Below are 15299 nucleotides of genomic sequence, written 5' to 3'. Positions count from 1 at the left end.
AAAAGCCACTATATAAAGTGGCTTTTCCAGCTTGATAAAGAAAATTCATTGCTTTTGAAGGGATTACTCTACGGTCTTTTCTATTAAACGATCCGCTTCTGGACTGCGAACACCATCATTGCTATCGAGAATATCGAGCAGTTCCTCTATCGTCTGAAGCAGCTTACTATTGCCATTGCCGTTTGCGACAGCATCCTCGTAAGCTTTTCTGACCTTTGCTTTCAGGACAAGCTCATCTTTAACGCCATTGCCTTCGTATATATCCGTGTTGCTGGAACCAACAAATAGAGCGAATTTCAGGCTCCTATAGTAATTATTAATAGCCGCGTTGCGATTGGAATGAGGATAGTTCTTCAAGAACGTCTCCGATTGCAAGGCACGTTTAATGATTTCATCAAATTCGATTACGATGGCGGCATCGGACATCAACGGTTTATTCGATTCTGCTGCTTGTATATCAATGTAAGCTGCAATATCTTTTTTAATATAAGCTCTGAACTGCTTGAATCCCTGATAATTCATCACGGGGTAATACAGTCCTTCGCTCGTACGCATCATGTAGCCCTTATCTCTCGCTTCGATTAGCAGTGCGCGCGTCTTCTTATCCGTTACGACGCTAAGAAGTCCAGAGAAGGATATGCCTTTTTGACGATAGGCCTTATCAAGCGCCTTCTGAATGCTTTGCGGATAAAACTTTTCTGCCATCGTATCCAGATGTGCTGCTTGAGCATTCTCCAAGTGAAGCGTCATAATTGTCGCTTCCGATAAATTAGCCTTGCCAATATGATTAATCAAATAATTTCTCGCAATAGCAAGCGTCGAAGGCTTCTTCACATAATACTCAAATTTATTATATACGACCGACGAAGATGCCTGAGTTGCAGGTGCTGCAGTAACTTGTCCTGCGTTGGCAGATATCAAAGTGCCTCCTGCTGTGATTGTCAAAGCTAGCCCCAGAACGAGAGTTTTTTTCCATGCCTGAACGTTGTTGTTCTTTCCATTCATGAATACTCCTCCTTGTTTCCTTTTCTGCATCCTGCACACAATTCTAGAGACGGTGAGGAATAGCGAAAGGTTTCAATATCTATTACAAAAGGTTTACCCACCGAATTGAAATATGTAACAATTAAGATGAAGTTTATCAATTGCTGTGCTAAATCCGGAAAAGAAGGAATAGACTATTTTTGTGTATTAAAAAAGAGCCGGTTGCAGCCGACTCCTTGGCACAATAATCAAATTGTAAGGGCGGTTGCTAAAGACCGCTGACGCCAGCGAAATAGACCGTTTCTTCAGGGAAGGTCTATTTCTTATTATGAAAAGCAAGCATCGCAACAACCAAGGTGGCGAACGAGATCATTAAAGCTATCGCTTCATTCACTGCCATTATCTCACCCCCATTCTGCCACCCTATAAAGCTGACTATTGTAATATAGAATATGCAACTTGTATAGAATAAAAGAACTTATTTATGAAAGCGATTACATTAATTGTCAATGAATCGTTCATTCTTTGCGATCTCAATTGCCCATACCGGCATAGAATAACAAAAAGGAATGGCTGAACATGCTTGTTTTCATTCTGAACCTAGAAGGACAGGATTGGCTCGCACAGCAAACCGCTGACGATGTTGCCGCTTGCCTGCCTTTTTCCGATACCCTTATTTTGCAAAAAAAGCTTACTGCTAGCATGCACACCGCACTACAAATGAATGATCAGCCTTTCTTTCTCATTCTCTATGCGGGCGAAGGCCTTCATCCTAATTTCTCTGGCTGCTTGTCCAGTGTCCTCCATGCTCTTCCGAATCATGCAGCGGGCTATCTGCTTCCACTTGCTGACCATAGAAGTCAGCCGACAGCCTTATCTGCGTCACGAGGCCCTGTCATTTGGAGACGATCGGCTGTCCTGCAGGCAATGGAAGCTAGCTTGTTAACGCTGGACGACTCACCTTTTGAACGATATGTACCCGCTCAGCTTCAGCTCCGTCTATCCGCAGAATGGATTTGGTTAATACTGGAAAGAAGCGATTGGCTAGCATACCGAACAAAGCTGCCCCGCTGGAGACAATCTGAGCGAGAATGGGCTGCCATCAGCCCACTAATCCATGCATTCTCCCGCTCCTTGGACGATTCTGCAAGTACGACTATTCATCAGCCCTTATTCAGTGTTGTTGTCTGCGTTCACAATGGTGCAAATGATATAGCGTGGGCAATCCGCAGTATACTAGCCCAATCCGTGAAGGATTGGGAATGTATACTTATCAATGATGGCTCTGACGATGCTACACCTAAGGTGCTATCCGCCTTTTCCGGCCATCCATCCATTAGAGTCATTAATCTGCCTCACAACGTAGGCAAATCCGCGGCACTCAATCGAGCTCTTCAAGAAGTACGGGGCAAATGGATGGTGGAGCTGGATGCTGATGATTGGTTAGCTCCACACTGCTTGGAGCAGCTAAGTCTTGTCATACATTCATCCACTCCTCCAGGAGCCCTTTATGCTGCTCACTATGAATGGCAGGAGCGCCCTAATAAACAGCTCATCTACCGGAGCCTGACAACAGCGAATTCCTTTTCTCCCCGCGCAGCATTGGATGCGGCGGCCCCGCTTGCTCCTCGATGCTATTTTATTGCGGCCCTGAAGGAAATCGATGGCTGGCGCATAGATGACCCCTTCGGTGGAAGGCTTTACGAAGACTTGCAAATTCTCATTCGGCTTTCGTTGAAATTCCCGATAGATACGCTGAACGAGCCCTTATACCATCGCCGTATGCGAACAGACAGCATAACAGGACGCAATCGCATGAACTATGAACGTTGGAAAGAATGGTGCTGCACGGAGCTGCTTACAAGTACAGATGATCCCTGCTAACTTGGAAAAACACGTACAACCTCGGTCTTATCAATCAGTACAGTTAGCGTATCTGCTGCCCCGTATGCGGAAGGATTGGTCTGTACGTTAAAAAAAGTATCCGTTACTCCAAGCAAGATCCCTCTTACATATTGCGTCGTTTGGAATACTTCCACAGAACGGCCAATATACCGGCTCAAAGCTTGTGAAAAATTCATTTGAACTCCCCTTCCGTTCCAAGTAATACGTACTTTTATACAAAAGAACTAATCTGAACCGTAGGAATAAGCACAATAGCGCCAGTTGCTTCCAATAGAGCAATATAATTTTCTCCTACTTCAGTCAATGTTCCTGTAAAAGGACCCGCATCGGTCTCGACTAATAGCGTCGTTCCTAAGCGCGTCGCAAGTATGCTAATGATTGCACTATCGGTGGAGGACACTGTGGGAGGGGGTGAGACCGATTCCTGCCCTCTCGTCGCACTAATTCCTTCTTTGATCAGATTGATTTCAGAATGAAGCTGGCTAATCGAAGCAGTTAAGCCGCTCGTTGTTGAGGAAAGTCTGTCTATATCCTTTATTAGTGAATCTACCCACTTTAGAACCTGGTTTTTTAACGCTTGGATACCCAGCTTCCATCTTGGCTTTCCTTTTCTTACGCTAGATTTCTTTGGCCGACAGACCAATATTTTTCTTGATCCGCAACGGCCTTTATTCGTTTTGACCAGCACATATCGACGATGCTTTTTCCGACAATTCTTTCTAGCTGCTTGAACCTTCCTACCCAATGAAGTCCAGCTCCTTTTCAATTAAAGTATCGCAATAGAAAAGCTTCCCGTCAGTGAGGCTGTGTTTTGGCATTCAAAGCCCTTGCAAGATGAGCTAGAGCAATTCTGCCTCTGCATAACCAAGAATTGCGCAGTCCATGCTTTTTCCGCCATCGCACTTTCATCTCGTTGTTCTCAGCCAAAGCTCTGTCTACCGCCTCAGATGCAGTGGTCTGATCAGCAAAATACACGAGATTACGATACTTTTGCAGTTCGAACATTGCGCTCGCCACGACAGGCTTACCTGCCGATATATACTCGTAAAATTTGACAGGATCGCAGCCCTCGATCATCTCTGTCAACTGAAATGGAATAAGCGCAACATCGAACCAGCTTAAGTAAAAGGGCAGCTCCGCATACGCCTTCATATGAATTGAGGTCACATTCGAATGTGCAATCTCTCGATTGTATAGCGGATTGGAACCGATCAATACAACCGGATAGCGATCGGCTATCGCATAGACCATCTCCATATCCATCCACGCCGATACTGCACCATAGTAGCCGATAAGCGGCTGGCCCTTCGTATCTGGCAGATCATGCGGACGCTCCAGTCGCTCGGCTGCTGGTCTGAAATGCTCGAAATCCGCTCCATTAGGCAACAAAACAGTAGCGATTCCCCGTGAGGCATGCTCATTATAGATAGCTTGCGCAGATGCAAAGGTCAACTGCGTCTTCTTTTCCATCACAGGCACGACATCTTTCCATGCGGAGAATTCTCCTTTAGCCAAATCACAAGAATCGAATACGGCCAAATCATGATCATACGTATCAATGAACCAGCCTTGGTTGACTGCACACCAAAAAACAAGCTTTCCTTTGACAAAAGGCCTGAAATCAACCGAACGATGAATGACCGTGAAATTAGGCAGTTCAGGAAAGGGATGATAGACATCCACCTCCTGCTCGAAGAGATCGGCAGGGTTAATGAATAGCACATTAGCTCCCGCTTGCGCCAATGCTTTCATCATTTGCTGAGGGCGCTGATGCATAAATTTGTAGTCAATGGCTGGAGGATATACGATCGTCAATTCTGTTGTCACGGACATTCCCCCCTCATGGCCTTAATAAAATTGGATTTTACACCATATGAACTTCGCCCTCAGAAAGATTGTGCGGAAACCTATACTAGCTTTGAGACATAAGATAAGATATCTCTGGATTTGATGAGGCAAAGAAGGCAGGAAGCTTGAAAGTGAGGGTGAGCTTTATGAAAATTCTCTTTTTAAATTGGGCGCCTATCATTACGTTTGGAATCGCTGCAGGCTTCAGGCAGATCGGTTGGGAGACGGCTATTCTTTCGCCAGAGGACAATAATGAGGGCGGCATTAGACGAACTATTGATGAGTTTAAGCCGGATTATTTGTTTACGGAGGGTGGTGTTGGAAGGGAAGCGCTTCTGTTTCCTATTATTGAGGATTCCGGCATTCCCCATATTTATTGGGCTATCGAGGACCCTGTAGCTTATAATTTATCACTCAGCTATGGCAAACGCTCCCTACTTACGCTAACAACCTGTGAGGAGTGGCTGGAGGAAATTTATCGCCCGAACCACGTTGAAGCCCTTTGTATCCTCTTCGCTTGCAATCCCGACTTCCATACCATTGGGCAGCCTAATCCGAGTCTTGCTCATGAGCTCGTATTTGTGGGCAATAACTATGAGGCACATGCTAACCGTAAGGAAGGCTCGCGCATCCTGTTTGATCCCTTTCTAGCGAGCGAAGATGATATTTGTTTTTATGGGGATGAGCATTGGATCAATGGCCGCCTGTCTTACACGGTTCCAACATCCGCGTACAAAGGCTATATGAGTTATATAAGCTGGCCTGACCTATGCGCCTCCTCCCGCTTCATACTAGGCGTACACAGTATCAATGGTTCCAAGACCATGCAATCTATGCGAAGCTTCGAGGTACTGGGCTGCGGAGGCTTCTTCTTCACCCAGCATACGACAGCTATTGAAGCAACCTTCCAAAACCATGTTCATCTCATTTGGTCCTCTTCACCGGAAGAGTCAATGGAACTGTACAAGTACTACAAGAGCCATCCCGACAAGATGAACCGCATCCGCCAACAAGGGCGTGAGTTCGTGTATAAGCATCACACGTATGCCCTTCGGGCTGCGCAGATTCGTGACCGAATCGAGCAACTTCACTAAAGCGAGGGATAGCCTTGAATATAGATCACATGAGTGCAAGATTTTTTGTGAACACGGACCCAAGCTCCGATGAGCTGCTGTATAAATTTCCTGATATATGGTGGAGCAGGCTGTATGAATACGAATGGGCAAAAACCTTCCCTAAGCCGACAGATGTTGTCCTTGATGCTGCAGCAGGTACGATCCACCCCTTCAAATTTTATTTGGGCTCGGTCGCTAGAGAAGCCCATGCTTGCGATCTTAACCCTCTCATTGCTTCGCCTGATGCACTAATCAACGAGATAAGTACTAGCTGGTTCGGTCCTCAAATCGCGGAGCTGGTACGTACACGCTATTTGAATGCTGTGGATTGCCGCATAGGAAACTTAACTGCATTGCCATATGAGGACGACTACTTCGACAAAGTGTTCTGCATATCCGTATTAGAAGAGATACCGACCGCAGCGATGTTCCAAGCCTTCGAGGAGTTTAATCGGGTATTGAAAAAAGACGGTCTCCTTATCCTGACCTTTGATTATCCGCAGATTGATCTAGCCATTCTTCAATATGCCGTCAAGAATGCCGGGCTGGAATTTGCAGGAGCAACGAATTTCGAGCTGCCTGACCATGCGATTCATACGGAGATGTGGGGCGGGCTGCATTGTTTCCGCGCAGTGCTGAAGAAAAAAAGCAGCAGTTAAAGCTTGCTTGGATCAAAAAAAGAGGCCGCCCACTCCTTTGGGTCAGCCTCCTGCATATGATTACATGCTTCCTGTTAATCGCCTCTGCTTCACCAGGATAGATTGCTGCATAATGGCATGCTTCATCCTGCTGCGCTGCGCGATGAGCGTGTCTTCGAAAAAACCGGCATGCTTGCTGAGCTCAAGCATCGCGCTCTTCGCCGCCTCCAAGGCTAACCCTTCATCCTGCAGCACATAATGGGCAACTTGATAAGCATAAGCCTCGAGCTTTTTTAATATTTTGATTTTTTCTCCTAAGCATAATGGTATTGGCATGACGATACCTCGCTAGCTTATTTCACCTTCATATTAATCAAACGCAGGTAGCTCATTTCTTCCTTTGCTTTGGAAGCCTGACCTTCATAAGCTGCCTGGCCCTTATAAAGCTGTTCTCCCGTTTGAGCATCTAGGACGACTACAGTTGGAATATGATGGTCGTCATTATACATCAGATAAAGCTTATGGTTTGCAAGGTGCGAATAATAGTCCATTTTTGGCTGGATGCCTAAATCTGATAGTTTCAGTATTAAATATTCTGGCTCATCTTCATTTGTAAGCAGGTTATACCGGGACAATGCGATGGTGTCATTGTCGATTTTCTTCATCCACACATATTCATTATCTATGCGATAACTCCTATCAACGGGATTCTTGTTGTCTACCTGCTGCTGCCAATTATAATCTTCTGGGAGAGCTGTAAGCTTACCTGTCTTGTAAGAATAAGCGTACGCCTTCTCTCCTGCCTGTTCCTTGCTATAGGATTTCATCTTATCAGATGACATTTTCCATTCAATCTCTTTCATGAGAATATAATCAGTGTTTTCTAAAGAATCGTTTGTATAAGTCCTATGCGTCTCGAATATCGTATCTGGTTCCTTAAATTCCGATTGAATGACCTTCACACTTCGTATAAGTTCCCTTTTATTCATATCGACAACATAATCAGTAATATCATTCATATCATCATATACTTCCTTCGGGAAGTTATTCTTCTTATAAGCAGAAGTTAGAATGTGCAGTTCCTCGCCCACCAGCTGCATATTAAAAACAACTAAAGATAAGATATCCGTTTGTGATTCTGCAACTATTTCATACGTATCGACTTCATTGGAAGCTCTATCGAGCGTTTCAATTCGCAGAACAGCATCCGCACTCTTAGTATTCTTCCGAATGAAGCCATCCGTATAAATAAGCTGCTTCTCATCTGCATTCAATCTATCAATATTGAATTTTCCCCTCATAAAAGAGCGATGCTCATTAACGAGCTCTCGAACACCATATTGCTCATAAAACCAGGAGCGCGAGTCGAGCATTTCCTGCCTAAAGGTTGATTTCCATTTGATGGTATACTGACTTCCTGTAGAATCAATCTCCAAAGGTTTCGATATATTTCTCCCGCCATAGGAACCGCTTAACACAATGTTCTCCCCTACTGCGGGATCCCCTTGCAAAGTTACTAATTGATATTTGGGCAAATGGTCTGTTGGGCCGACTGCATAATAAGCCATTAAGCCACAAATACCGAAAACAACTAATGAGATAGAAAATAAGTAACGCTTCATAATAATCTCCCTCACACCCTAATCTTTTTGGAGAGCAGCCTGAAACTCAGCCCTATCGAAATAGCAAACAAGCATCCGCACAAAACAAGCTCAATCACAAATATTTCTATCGGATATACATAAGAACGCGGTGACTCCAGTAATAAAGGTGTAAGCAGAATGATACTGGAGCAGCCAACTAAATAGGCCACGCCATATACAATGCCCAGTTTTCTATAGCTTCTCTCCAAAAGGATTGCCGTAAAAATAGCCACCACAGCTAGGGTACCTAATCCATAGTAATAAATGAATTGCTCCAAACTATGCGGAAGAAGTATGGCTATCGCTTCATTCGCTTGAAGAATATCTTCAAGGTAAGAATCCACGCGAAGCTCGGCAGGAACCATTAGATTAAAAATTCCCTTTTCTACGAACAGCAACAATAGTTGATAGAAAACTAAAGCGAATACAAACACCAAAATAGCTGTAGCTTTAGCCAAATAAATATGGCGCCTTGCTGTCGGCAGCATCAGCAGTCTATAGGCAAAGGTAGCTCGACCGATCCAATCTCGGTACCAGATCAGAAACACATATAAACCTATTACCGATATGCTGAGCAGTATGGGAACGTAAAACCAGAATTGTGTGCAGAATACAACCCATGTGAATGACAGCATTCCCTCAGGAACAAATCCGCCGGTCACTCCGTTATAGAGAGGATTCGCCTCCCGTTTAGATAATTCCTTAGAGAGCAGCATAACCATCGCGCTCACCTGAACGACGAATGTAATGGCCATTAAGGCGGCCAGCATATACCGGAACCGATGGATCTCCATATGTACAAGCTTCAAATAATGATTCACGGCATATACACCTCCCTCATGATATCAATGACAGACTTCCCTTCCTCACTGCGAACCTCTTCACAATAGAAAGATCGATGCACAACACCATTTTGCAGCAAAACAGCTTTATCAATCAGCTGCTCGATGTCACTGATTTCATGAGTGGTCAGCAGCACTCCGCGATCCTCAACCAGATCACTAGTAAATACCGATGCGATCAGCTCCCGGCTAAAGAGATCAATGCCTGAGAATGGCTCATCCAGCAGCAGGTAGTCCGTATCTTGCGCCAGGCCGAGCACTAAGCTATATTTCGCCGCCGTACCCTTGGACAAATTGCCTACCTTCTCTTTCTCGTCCAAGCGAAAGAACCGTAATAATTCGTAAGCCCTCTCTTTATTCCAACATTCGTAGAAGTCCTCCATGAATTGAAACCCTGCGGACAGCCTTGTCCCCATAGGCATTGTCAGATGATCAGGTACGAAAGCGATCTTCTCATAGATCGAGCGGCTCCATGGCTGTCCATCAATAAGGATGGTACCGCTTCGCAAAGGGGTCAGCCCCATGATCGCTTTTAAGATAGTCGACTTGCCTGCGCCATTCCCGCCAATCAAGCAAGTAATTTGTCCTTTCTCCGCTGTAAAAGAAACCCCATTCAGTACATTGCGCCTGCCATAACGCTGCTGAATTTCCTTAACCTCAATCATCTGCTTCGCCTCTCCCATCCCGCTCCGCTTTATCTGATGCTATGCCTTCGTTATATTTTCTTTTTACTAGAGAGAGCAATTCCTCTATCGGTACATCAATCTTCCGCACAGAGGCTACGAAGGACTCTACGGCTTCACCAATTAATTCGGATCGGATCTTGCCCAGCACAATGTCCTCATGCGTAATTCGGCTTGGGGAGTTCCCTTCGGTTATGATCAATTCCTGATCCTCCAGTTCTTTATAGGCTTTTTGTGCTGTATTTGGGTTGATCTTCAACAAGGCTCCCAGCTCCCTGCGAGAGGGAATAACCTGCCCGGCCTCCAAATGGCCCATAGCAATTTGTTCTTTGAAATGACGGACTACCTGCAAATAAACCGGGTCTCTGCTGTTAAAGGAGACGCCCGTCCATCCTTCATTCGTATTCATCTGATTACCTCTCATTCCTGCCAAGTGTGTGTACTGCGTGGTTCATACACTTTATAACTGTATTATCACCGTAATACAGTTATTTGTCAATTGATTCCAATAAAAATTCTCCCTTTATATGTGCCCAAATTGTATAAGCGCCGTCTTTTCAAAAGAACCTGCTTGTACATCTTAACTTGTTTGTACGCAAAAAGGCTGCCGAGTGGTTCTCGACAGCCTGAGCGGAACTGCGTTCCGTTATGATTTGTTTAGTTGCTTTTTATGGATAAATAGAGGTTCTACGTTCCGTTATTTTTGGGAATTCCTTTGTTTTAGCTTTGTTTCAATTAACTAACGGAACCGCTGTCCGTTAGTTAATTGATTATTGTAAAAATGCATCAAATAGCGGAACACCGTTCCGCTACAGCTGGATTTTCCCGTGATAATCCTGGAACGAGATAGCCTTCTCAAGATATACATCTTTTATTCTTTTCCGATATCCCGACCGCGCTATGTGGCCAGTCATTCCTTCCATTATACCGGAACGTCAATATATTCGGCTACACGAGTCTTCAACGTCTCGATTAATTCTTCATCCATGAAGAGGTACTCATCTGGGATATCCAGACAAATGATTTTTTTGCCAGACAGCTTATAAAAAAACTTCTCCTTAAGCCTTCTGCTGTGCTTCTTCTCCATCACAAAGATCAAGTCTGCCCATCCGATATGACCTTCATTGACTTTAATCCGTGCATTCTCTTCTGTGCCGGCAGATTGAACGGTATAGCCGTTATAGCCATGAAATATTTTTTCTGCCGTCAGGCTGCGCCATTTGTTCCGACTGCATACAAACAATAGTTGAATCGCTTCTCACCTTCACCTTATCCTTAATTCTGCTGTTTCATTGCGAGATAACACATAATCATCTGGATATGGTTCTACTTATGCTTTATAGCAATTCTTTCCAGCAGCCTGTCTCCATACACGCTTCCAAGCTCCAGCTCCGGCATATGAATGTAACCAATATAACAATCACAGCATTTCATTCGGCATGGGCGACGCTGTGCTAACCCAATCAATCCGTCTCGGTAGAGATTGCCGATCACTTGCCGATCCTTGTAGCAGCGTTTCACCCGTCCATCGGTCTGCACATAGAACACATTCTGCCCTGCCTCGCATTCTTTCCCCATGCTATCATAGTCGACAGCATTAATAGAAAAGTAGGGGTCAAGCTGCTGCAGTACAGCAATATCTCCAGAAGAATAGTAGTCTGGCTTGTCTTTATAGGCATTCACCCACATATAGACATCCTCTGGCAGTGCTTGCCGCAGCGCCTGCAAAGCCGCGAATACACTCTTCAAGCCCACTGAGCCTACACTAAACGCAATTCCTTGCCGATACAGCTCGTTACATTGCTTCAAAAACCTCGCTAATGTCGTCTGCCCCGGATGATAGGTGACCCAGAATGCTGCTTTGGTCGGGTTCAGCTCTGCCGTCCAAGTCAATTTTGGCGATAGATTCGTTTGGATAGCTACTTTATCGACATGCTCCATATGCGACAGCTCAATCATGGCTGTATGATACCATTGATGGGTAAGCCCTTCTCCATAAGGATTAAAAAACACCGAGATACGATGCCCTTCTGCCCCTCCTTGTGCCTTAACCCATGCCACAAAGGTCTCGATTTGGTCTCGGTCCTTTGCAAGAGTTTCGAGGCTGTCCTTATTCTTGCTAAAGGGGCAATAAGGACAATCATAATTGCAGGAGGTCAGGCTGCCGCGATAATAGATGGTTGCCTTCATGCCAGCACAAAGCTTTCCATCCGGCCCCGCACAGCAGCTGAGATTAACCAGTCACCGATGGCATCCGAATGCGCCATTCCCTCATCAGACAATTTCAACAGCCCCGATTCCAGTGTCGCCAATTCAGTAAGCAGCAGCCTATTAAGCTGCGGATAGTCGGTCAGCACATCGCTGCCAAACCGAGCTGTGTAGGCAAGAAGCTCTAATCCCTCCGCATGCAAAATAGCCTTCAAGATAAATCGCCGCTGCTGCTCATCTTGACTGAGGACAACGCCATAATCAGCTGTTGTGTAATCAGCAGTTGAGACATAATCCGCAATGATACTTTCTGTAGCGCTGCGGCTGACGCCATAACGAGACGCGTAATGTACATCTTTCGTATAGGATCGAGCCCCGCAGCCTAGCCCCATCATCCCTTCCTCCTGACAGCCATAAGGAAGCAGCCTCTTGCTGGAGCCCGCATCCTGCTTGGCGAATCTTCTCATCGAAAATTGCGTATATCCGCTCGCCAGCAATCGGTCACGAGCGGCAAGATACATAACCATACGATGATCGGTGCCGCTCTTCTTGATTTCCTCGGGCTTCACAATCGTATGCTCACGCGTATACAGCGGATAGAGGAAGATCTCCTCTGGACTGTAGGACAAAGCGCGATCCAATGAATATAACCAGGATTCAACAGACTGTCCGGGCAACCCATAGATCAGATCCAGATTCAGGATCGGGAACGCATATTCTTTTAATTGCGCAAGTGCCCGTTCTACTTCTAAGGGCTTCTGCGGGCGATAGATTGCAGCTGCCTCCGCTTCGACGAAGCTTTGAATGCCCATGCTTACTCGATCCACCTGTCGATCCTTCAGTATGGCGAGCCGCTCGGTCGTTACGGTCTCGGGAGAAGTTTCTACCGATATGGAAGCTAGGTCAGGATCCAGCCCTATCGTTTCTTCTGCAATACGGAATAATCGTTCGAGCTGCTGGGGTGCAAGTAATGTCGGTGTACCGCCGCCAATGGCGAATCTGGCAATCGGCTTGCCATTAACGAAAGGCGCCCATTGCTTGGCTTGTCTCTCCAATGCATCGACGTATTGCTCATGAACGCTAGCACGCTTGTCTGGCAAGGTGAATAAATTACAAAATCCGCAGCGCGCGCCACAAAATGGGATATGCATATATAAAAAGAACGTTTCTGCTGGTTCCTTGCTCCACAGCTCAGCTAAGGGCAGCTTCGTCTCTAATTCTCGATAGGACGTTTTATGTGGATAAGAATACAAATAAGACCGATAAGGGTCTGAGGTAAGCTCTTCCTTCCATCTGCGCAGGGCAGCTATATCTTCAGTTCTATCAACGGAATAAGAGGAAACTACCTTGTCCATCCGTCATGCACTTCCTCTCCCAATGATCTTCTGCTTCATTACTATAGAAAAAACTCCCGATAGGGCACATTCCACACAACCTCATGGGCAAGGCGATGCCCCTCATAGCCATCCTCGCCATAAGCGGTTCCATGGTCGGAGAATACCATGCAAAATACGGGGCGCTGCCGCTCCCGCAATGCTTGAAACAAGCGCCCAAGCTCTCCGTCAACGTAACGAAGCGCAGCCCGCTGTGTCTCTACCGAATCCTTCTTTGCACCCGGCACAAAATAATGATTCGGTCCATGAATGGCCGATACGTTCATAAATAAAAATAACCGTTCGCTTGATTCCAATTTGTCTAATCGTTTGATTGCATGATTGACTTGATGCTCCGTAGAGCGAGGATTCGTGACACCGAAGGTCATTCTCCAATAGCTTTCCTGAAAATAAGCGGGAAGCACTCGCGCAAGTGGAACCTTCTTAGTGAAAAAGATGACTCCGCCTATACAGATCGTAACGTACCCTTCCTGCTGCAGCCCTGATACGATATCGGGCGTATCGAACAGCCAAGTGTTCGGATGAGTCTTCAAGCCCGTATGCTTGGAATGAAACAAACGGACGTGCTCTGCCTTATTCGTAGTAGCTGGAGTAGGCAGGAACCCGCCGAAAAAAGCATGATGCGCGGCGTAAGTAAAGCTGCCGGGTGAATGCCGTTTCTCCCAACGCCCCCCGTCCGCGCAAAGATTCGGGCAATTGCCTTCCTCAAGCACGGCTGCATCATAACGCAGCGTATCTAGTGTAATCATTACAATGTCATGGCTGCCCACAACTTGATTCATATCAATCATAAAGACCTCTCCTTCCTGATGCCCGCACTAGCTGTTTGAGAGGCGGCAAGCTGCTTCATCTCCCACTCGTAAGCATCACAGCCATCATGGCTGACTTGATAGAGCAGGTCGCCGAATGGATTGACATCAAGTACAAAAGGACGCTTCGTTCCGCTGCTTACTGCGATGTCAATGCCTGCAATCGTTGCCCCCGGGAATGCAGCCAATGTTCTTTCGGCGCATTGCCTTACACTAGCCTGTTCAGCAGCAGTAAGGCCTACAGTATCCATACTCATTCTTTCACTGCGCAGATGGAGATTCGTAATAGGTGTAGAACTGACTCTTGCGACACTATGACAGGCCTTTCCTTGAACGACTAGCTGGCGAATATCGAAGGATTTGTCTTCATAGGAGGCTTTTGCCACCCATTGCTCGGCGTGGGCGCCATGAAGAAGCAGCCAATTAACAATTTGCTTAATGGACGATGAATCTGTATACCGATTAAGCTTTTTTACATTATAGTAACTGGGCGGCCTGGCTATGTAATGCTCGACACTGATCGTAGTAATAGCCAGCTCAGCTCCGGTAGACGGGTTGACCTGATAGGCAATTACGCCGCAAGCACCTGAGCCTGTCGCCAACTTGAGAAAAATTCGAGGCATCCGTCGCAGCCGCATCATCTCGCGCAGCGCTTCGTAGTTTGGAATCGCTGAAGGTGATGCCAGCAGCCTTGGCACCGCAACTCCAGCAGCTGATAATACTTGATGTGTAACGCGTTTGTCGAACATCGCAGCAATATCCGCAGGTCTATTCATCCATTGCGGATCTGTCCACAGCAGCCGGGCTTCGCGGTCCAGACTCGCCAATAAGCGGCTATAGCCGCGAAACCATTGTGAGGGATGATAAAGCTTGCCCCGTTGCTCCTTCATAGCCATCGCATTCTTCTTCGACACAGGCTGCCAGCATTGCTGTCCTTCTGATAGAAGCATGCTCTCGTTGCTATCGACTCGATCAGCATCCGGTGCTCCAAGAGCGATAAGTCCCCGTTCAACCTCAAATTGCTCGCCGGGGGCATCAAGCCGCAGCAATGGCGGCTCTCCCCTATGCAAATTATTTTGTTCTACTACTGCCGTTAAAGAAGAATTATGATCTAGCAAATCCATATAGCTTAATTCAATAGCTGGCTTCATTCCAAGCTTGGCTCTGGCTGCTTGAAGCCCTGCTGTTCTGCGATTGCCCGAATTACCGATTAGAATCATCTGCTTCATT

General features: G+C 46.1%; 18 protein-coding genes. 3 read left to right on the top strand and 15 right to left on the bottom strand.

The annotated features are described in order from the left end of the window. Positions 1 to 63: 63 nt before the first annotated feature. Positions 64 to 1005, bottom strand: coding sequence for a hypothetical protein (locus tag AC50YO_RS00955; RefSeq protein ID WP_494842158.1), 942 nt, complete (start codon positions 1003 to 1005; stop codon positions 64 to 66). 295 nt (positions 1006 to 1300) lie between these two features. Next, entirely contained in the window at positions 1301 to 1384 is an 84-nt protein-coding gene (locus AC50YO_RS00950) for a putative holin-like toxin (protein WP_494843195.1), read from the bottom strand. A 179-nt stretch (positions 1385 to 1563) separates the two neighbouring features. On the opposite strand from AC50YO_RS00950, the gene AC50YO_RS00945 reads away from it, so the two are divergent. After that, positions 1564 to 2868, top strand: coding sequence for a glycosyltransferase family 2 protein (locus AC50YO_RS00945; RefSeq protein ID WP_494842155.1), 1305 nt, complete (start codon positions 1564 to 1566; stop codon positions 2866 to 2868). Here the strand turns inward: AC50YO_RS00945 and AC50YO_RS00940 are convergent. Genes AC50YO_RS00940 through AC50YO_RS00930 form a run of 3 tightly spaced genes read right to left on the bottom strand, consistent with a single transcriptional unit; the run spans position 2865 to position 4716 of the window. Further along, positions 2865 to 3065 carry a hypothetical protein gene (locus AC50YO_RS00940; protein WP_494842153.1) on the bottom strand — a complete coding sequence of 67 codons (201 nt, stop codon included), beginning with the start codon at positions 3063 to 3065 and terminating at the stop codon, positions 2865 to 2867. The two genes, AC50YO_RS00945 and AC50YO_RS00940, sit on opposite strands and share 4 nt — an antisense overlap. Positions 3066 to 3100: 35 nt before the next feature. Continuing rightward, positions 3101 to 3634 carry a hypothetical protein gene (locus tag AC50YO_RS00935; protein ID WP_494842149.1) on the bottom strand — a complete coding sequence of 178 codons (534 nt, stop codon included), beginning with the start codon at positions 3632 to 3634 and terminating at the stop codon, positions 3101 to 3103. Positions 3635 to 3684: 50 nt separating this feature from the next. Then, positions 3685 to 4716, bottom strand: a complete 1032-nt coding sequence (locus tag AC50YO_RS00930; protein ID WP_494842147.1) for a glycosyltransferase family protein — start codon at positions 4714 to 4716, stop codon at positions 3685 to 3687. Between the two features lie 167 nt (positions 4717 to 4883). Between AC50YO_RS00930 and AC50YO_RS00925 the strand changes: the two genes are divergently transcribed. Continuing rightward, positions 4884 to 5831, top strand: a complete 948-nt coding sequence (locus AC50YO_RS00925) for a CgeB family protein (RefSeq protein ID WP_494842142.1) — start codon at positions 4884 to 4886, stop codon at positions 5829 to 5831. Between the two features lie 29 nt (positions 5832 to 5860). Continuing rightward, entirely contained in the window at positions 5861 to 6511 is a 651-nt protein-coding gene (locus tag AC50YO_RS00920) for a class I SAM-dependent methyltransferase (protein WP_494842139.1), read from the top strand. Between the two features lie 60 nt (positions 6512 to 6571). Here the strand turns inward: AC50YO_RS00920 and AC50YO_RS00915 are convergent, their stop codons facing one another. The 10 genes from AC50YO_RS00915 to AC50YO_RS00870 form a co-directional block, all read right to left on the bottom strand. Then, the gene (locus AC50YO_RS00915) at positions 6572 to 6826 is read right to left on the bottom strand and encodes a hypothetical protein (protein WP_494842134.1); all 255 of its coding nucleotides are present in this window, start codon (positions 6824 to 6826) and stop codon (positions 6572 to 6574) included. Positions 6827 to 6843: 17 nt separating this feature from the next. Beyond that, entirely contained in the window at positions 6844 to 8112 is a 1269-nt protein-coding gene (locus AC50YO_RS00910; protein WP_494842132.1) for a hypothetical protein, read from the bottom strand. Positions 8113 to 8123: 11 nt separating this feature from the next. Then, a complete protein-coding gene (locus AC50YO_RS00905) occupies positions 8124 to 8954 on the bottom strand; it encodes a hypothetical protein (RefSeq protein WP_494842130.1) in 831 nt (276 codons plus the stop codon). Next, positions 8951 to 9640: an ATP-binding cassette domain-containing protein gene (locus tag AC50YO_RS00900; protein ID WP_494843193.1), complete on the bottom strand. Its 690-nt coding sequence runs from the start codon at positions 9638 to 9640 to the stop codon at positions 8951 to 8953. Before AC50YO_RS00900 ends, AC50YO_RS00905 begins: the two co-directional genes overlap by 4 nt. Beyond that, positions 9633 to 10067 (bottom strand): GntR family transcriptional regulator, encoded by a 435-nt coding sequence (locus AC50YO_RS00895; protein WP_494842128.1) that lies wholly within the window; start codon positions 10065 to 10067, stop codon positions 9633 to 9635. The genes AC50YO_RS00900 and AC50YO_RS00895 overlap by 8 nt, the downstream gene beginning before the upstream one ends. A gap of 513 nt (positions 10068 to 10580) precedes the next feature. Beyond that, a complete protein-coding gene (locus AC50YO_RS00890; RefSeq protein ID WP_494843191.1) occupies positions 10581 to 10910 on the bottom strand; it encodes a low molecular weight protein tyrosine phosphatase family protein in 330 nt (109 codons plus the stop codon). Positions 10911 to 10984: 74 nt separating this feature from the next. Next, positions 10985 to 11848, bottom strand: a complete 864-nt coding sequence (locus AC50YO_RS00885) for an STM4011 family radical SAM protein (RefSeq protein WP_494842126.1) — start codon at positions 11846 to 11848, stop codon at positions 10985 to 10987. Further along, positions 11845 to 13221, bottom strand: a complete 1377-nt coding sequence (locus AC50YO_RS00880) for an STM4012 family radical SAM protein (protein WP_494842124.1) — start codon at positions 13219 to 13221, stop codon at positions 11845 to 11847. Before AC50YO_RS00880 ends, AC50YO_RS00885 begins: the two co-directional genes overlap by 4 nt. 41 nt (positions 13222 to 13262) lie before the next feature. After that, complete coding sequence (locus AC50YO_RS00875; protein WP_494842122.1) at positions 13263 to 14051, bottom strand: STM4013/SEN3800 family hydrolase; 789 nt, start codon at positions 14049 to 14051, stop codon at positions 13263 to 13265. Continuing rightward, complete coding sequence (locus AC50YO_RS00870) at positions 14048 to 15298, bottom strand: STM4014 family protein (RefSeq protein WP_494842120.1); 1251 nt, start codon at positions 15296 to 15298, stop codon at positions 14048 to 14050. The genes AC50YO_RS00875 and AC50YO_RS00870 overlap by 4 nt, the downstream gene beginning before the upstream one ends. Between the last annotated feature and the right edge of the window lies 1 nt (position 15299).

The sequence above is a fragment of the Paenibacillus sp. J22P59 genome, assembly GCF_059383895.1.
Note: the sequence above shows the minus strand (reverse complement) of the source record. Positions and strands in the feature narration are given on the sequence as shown.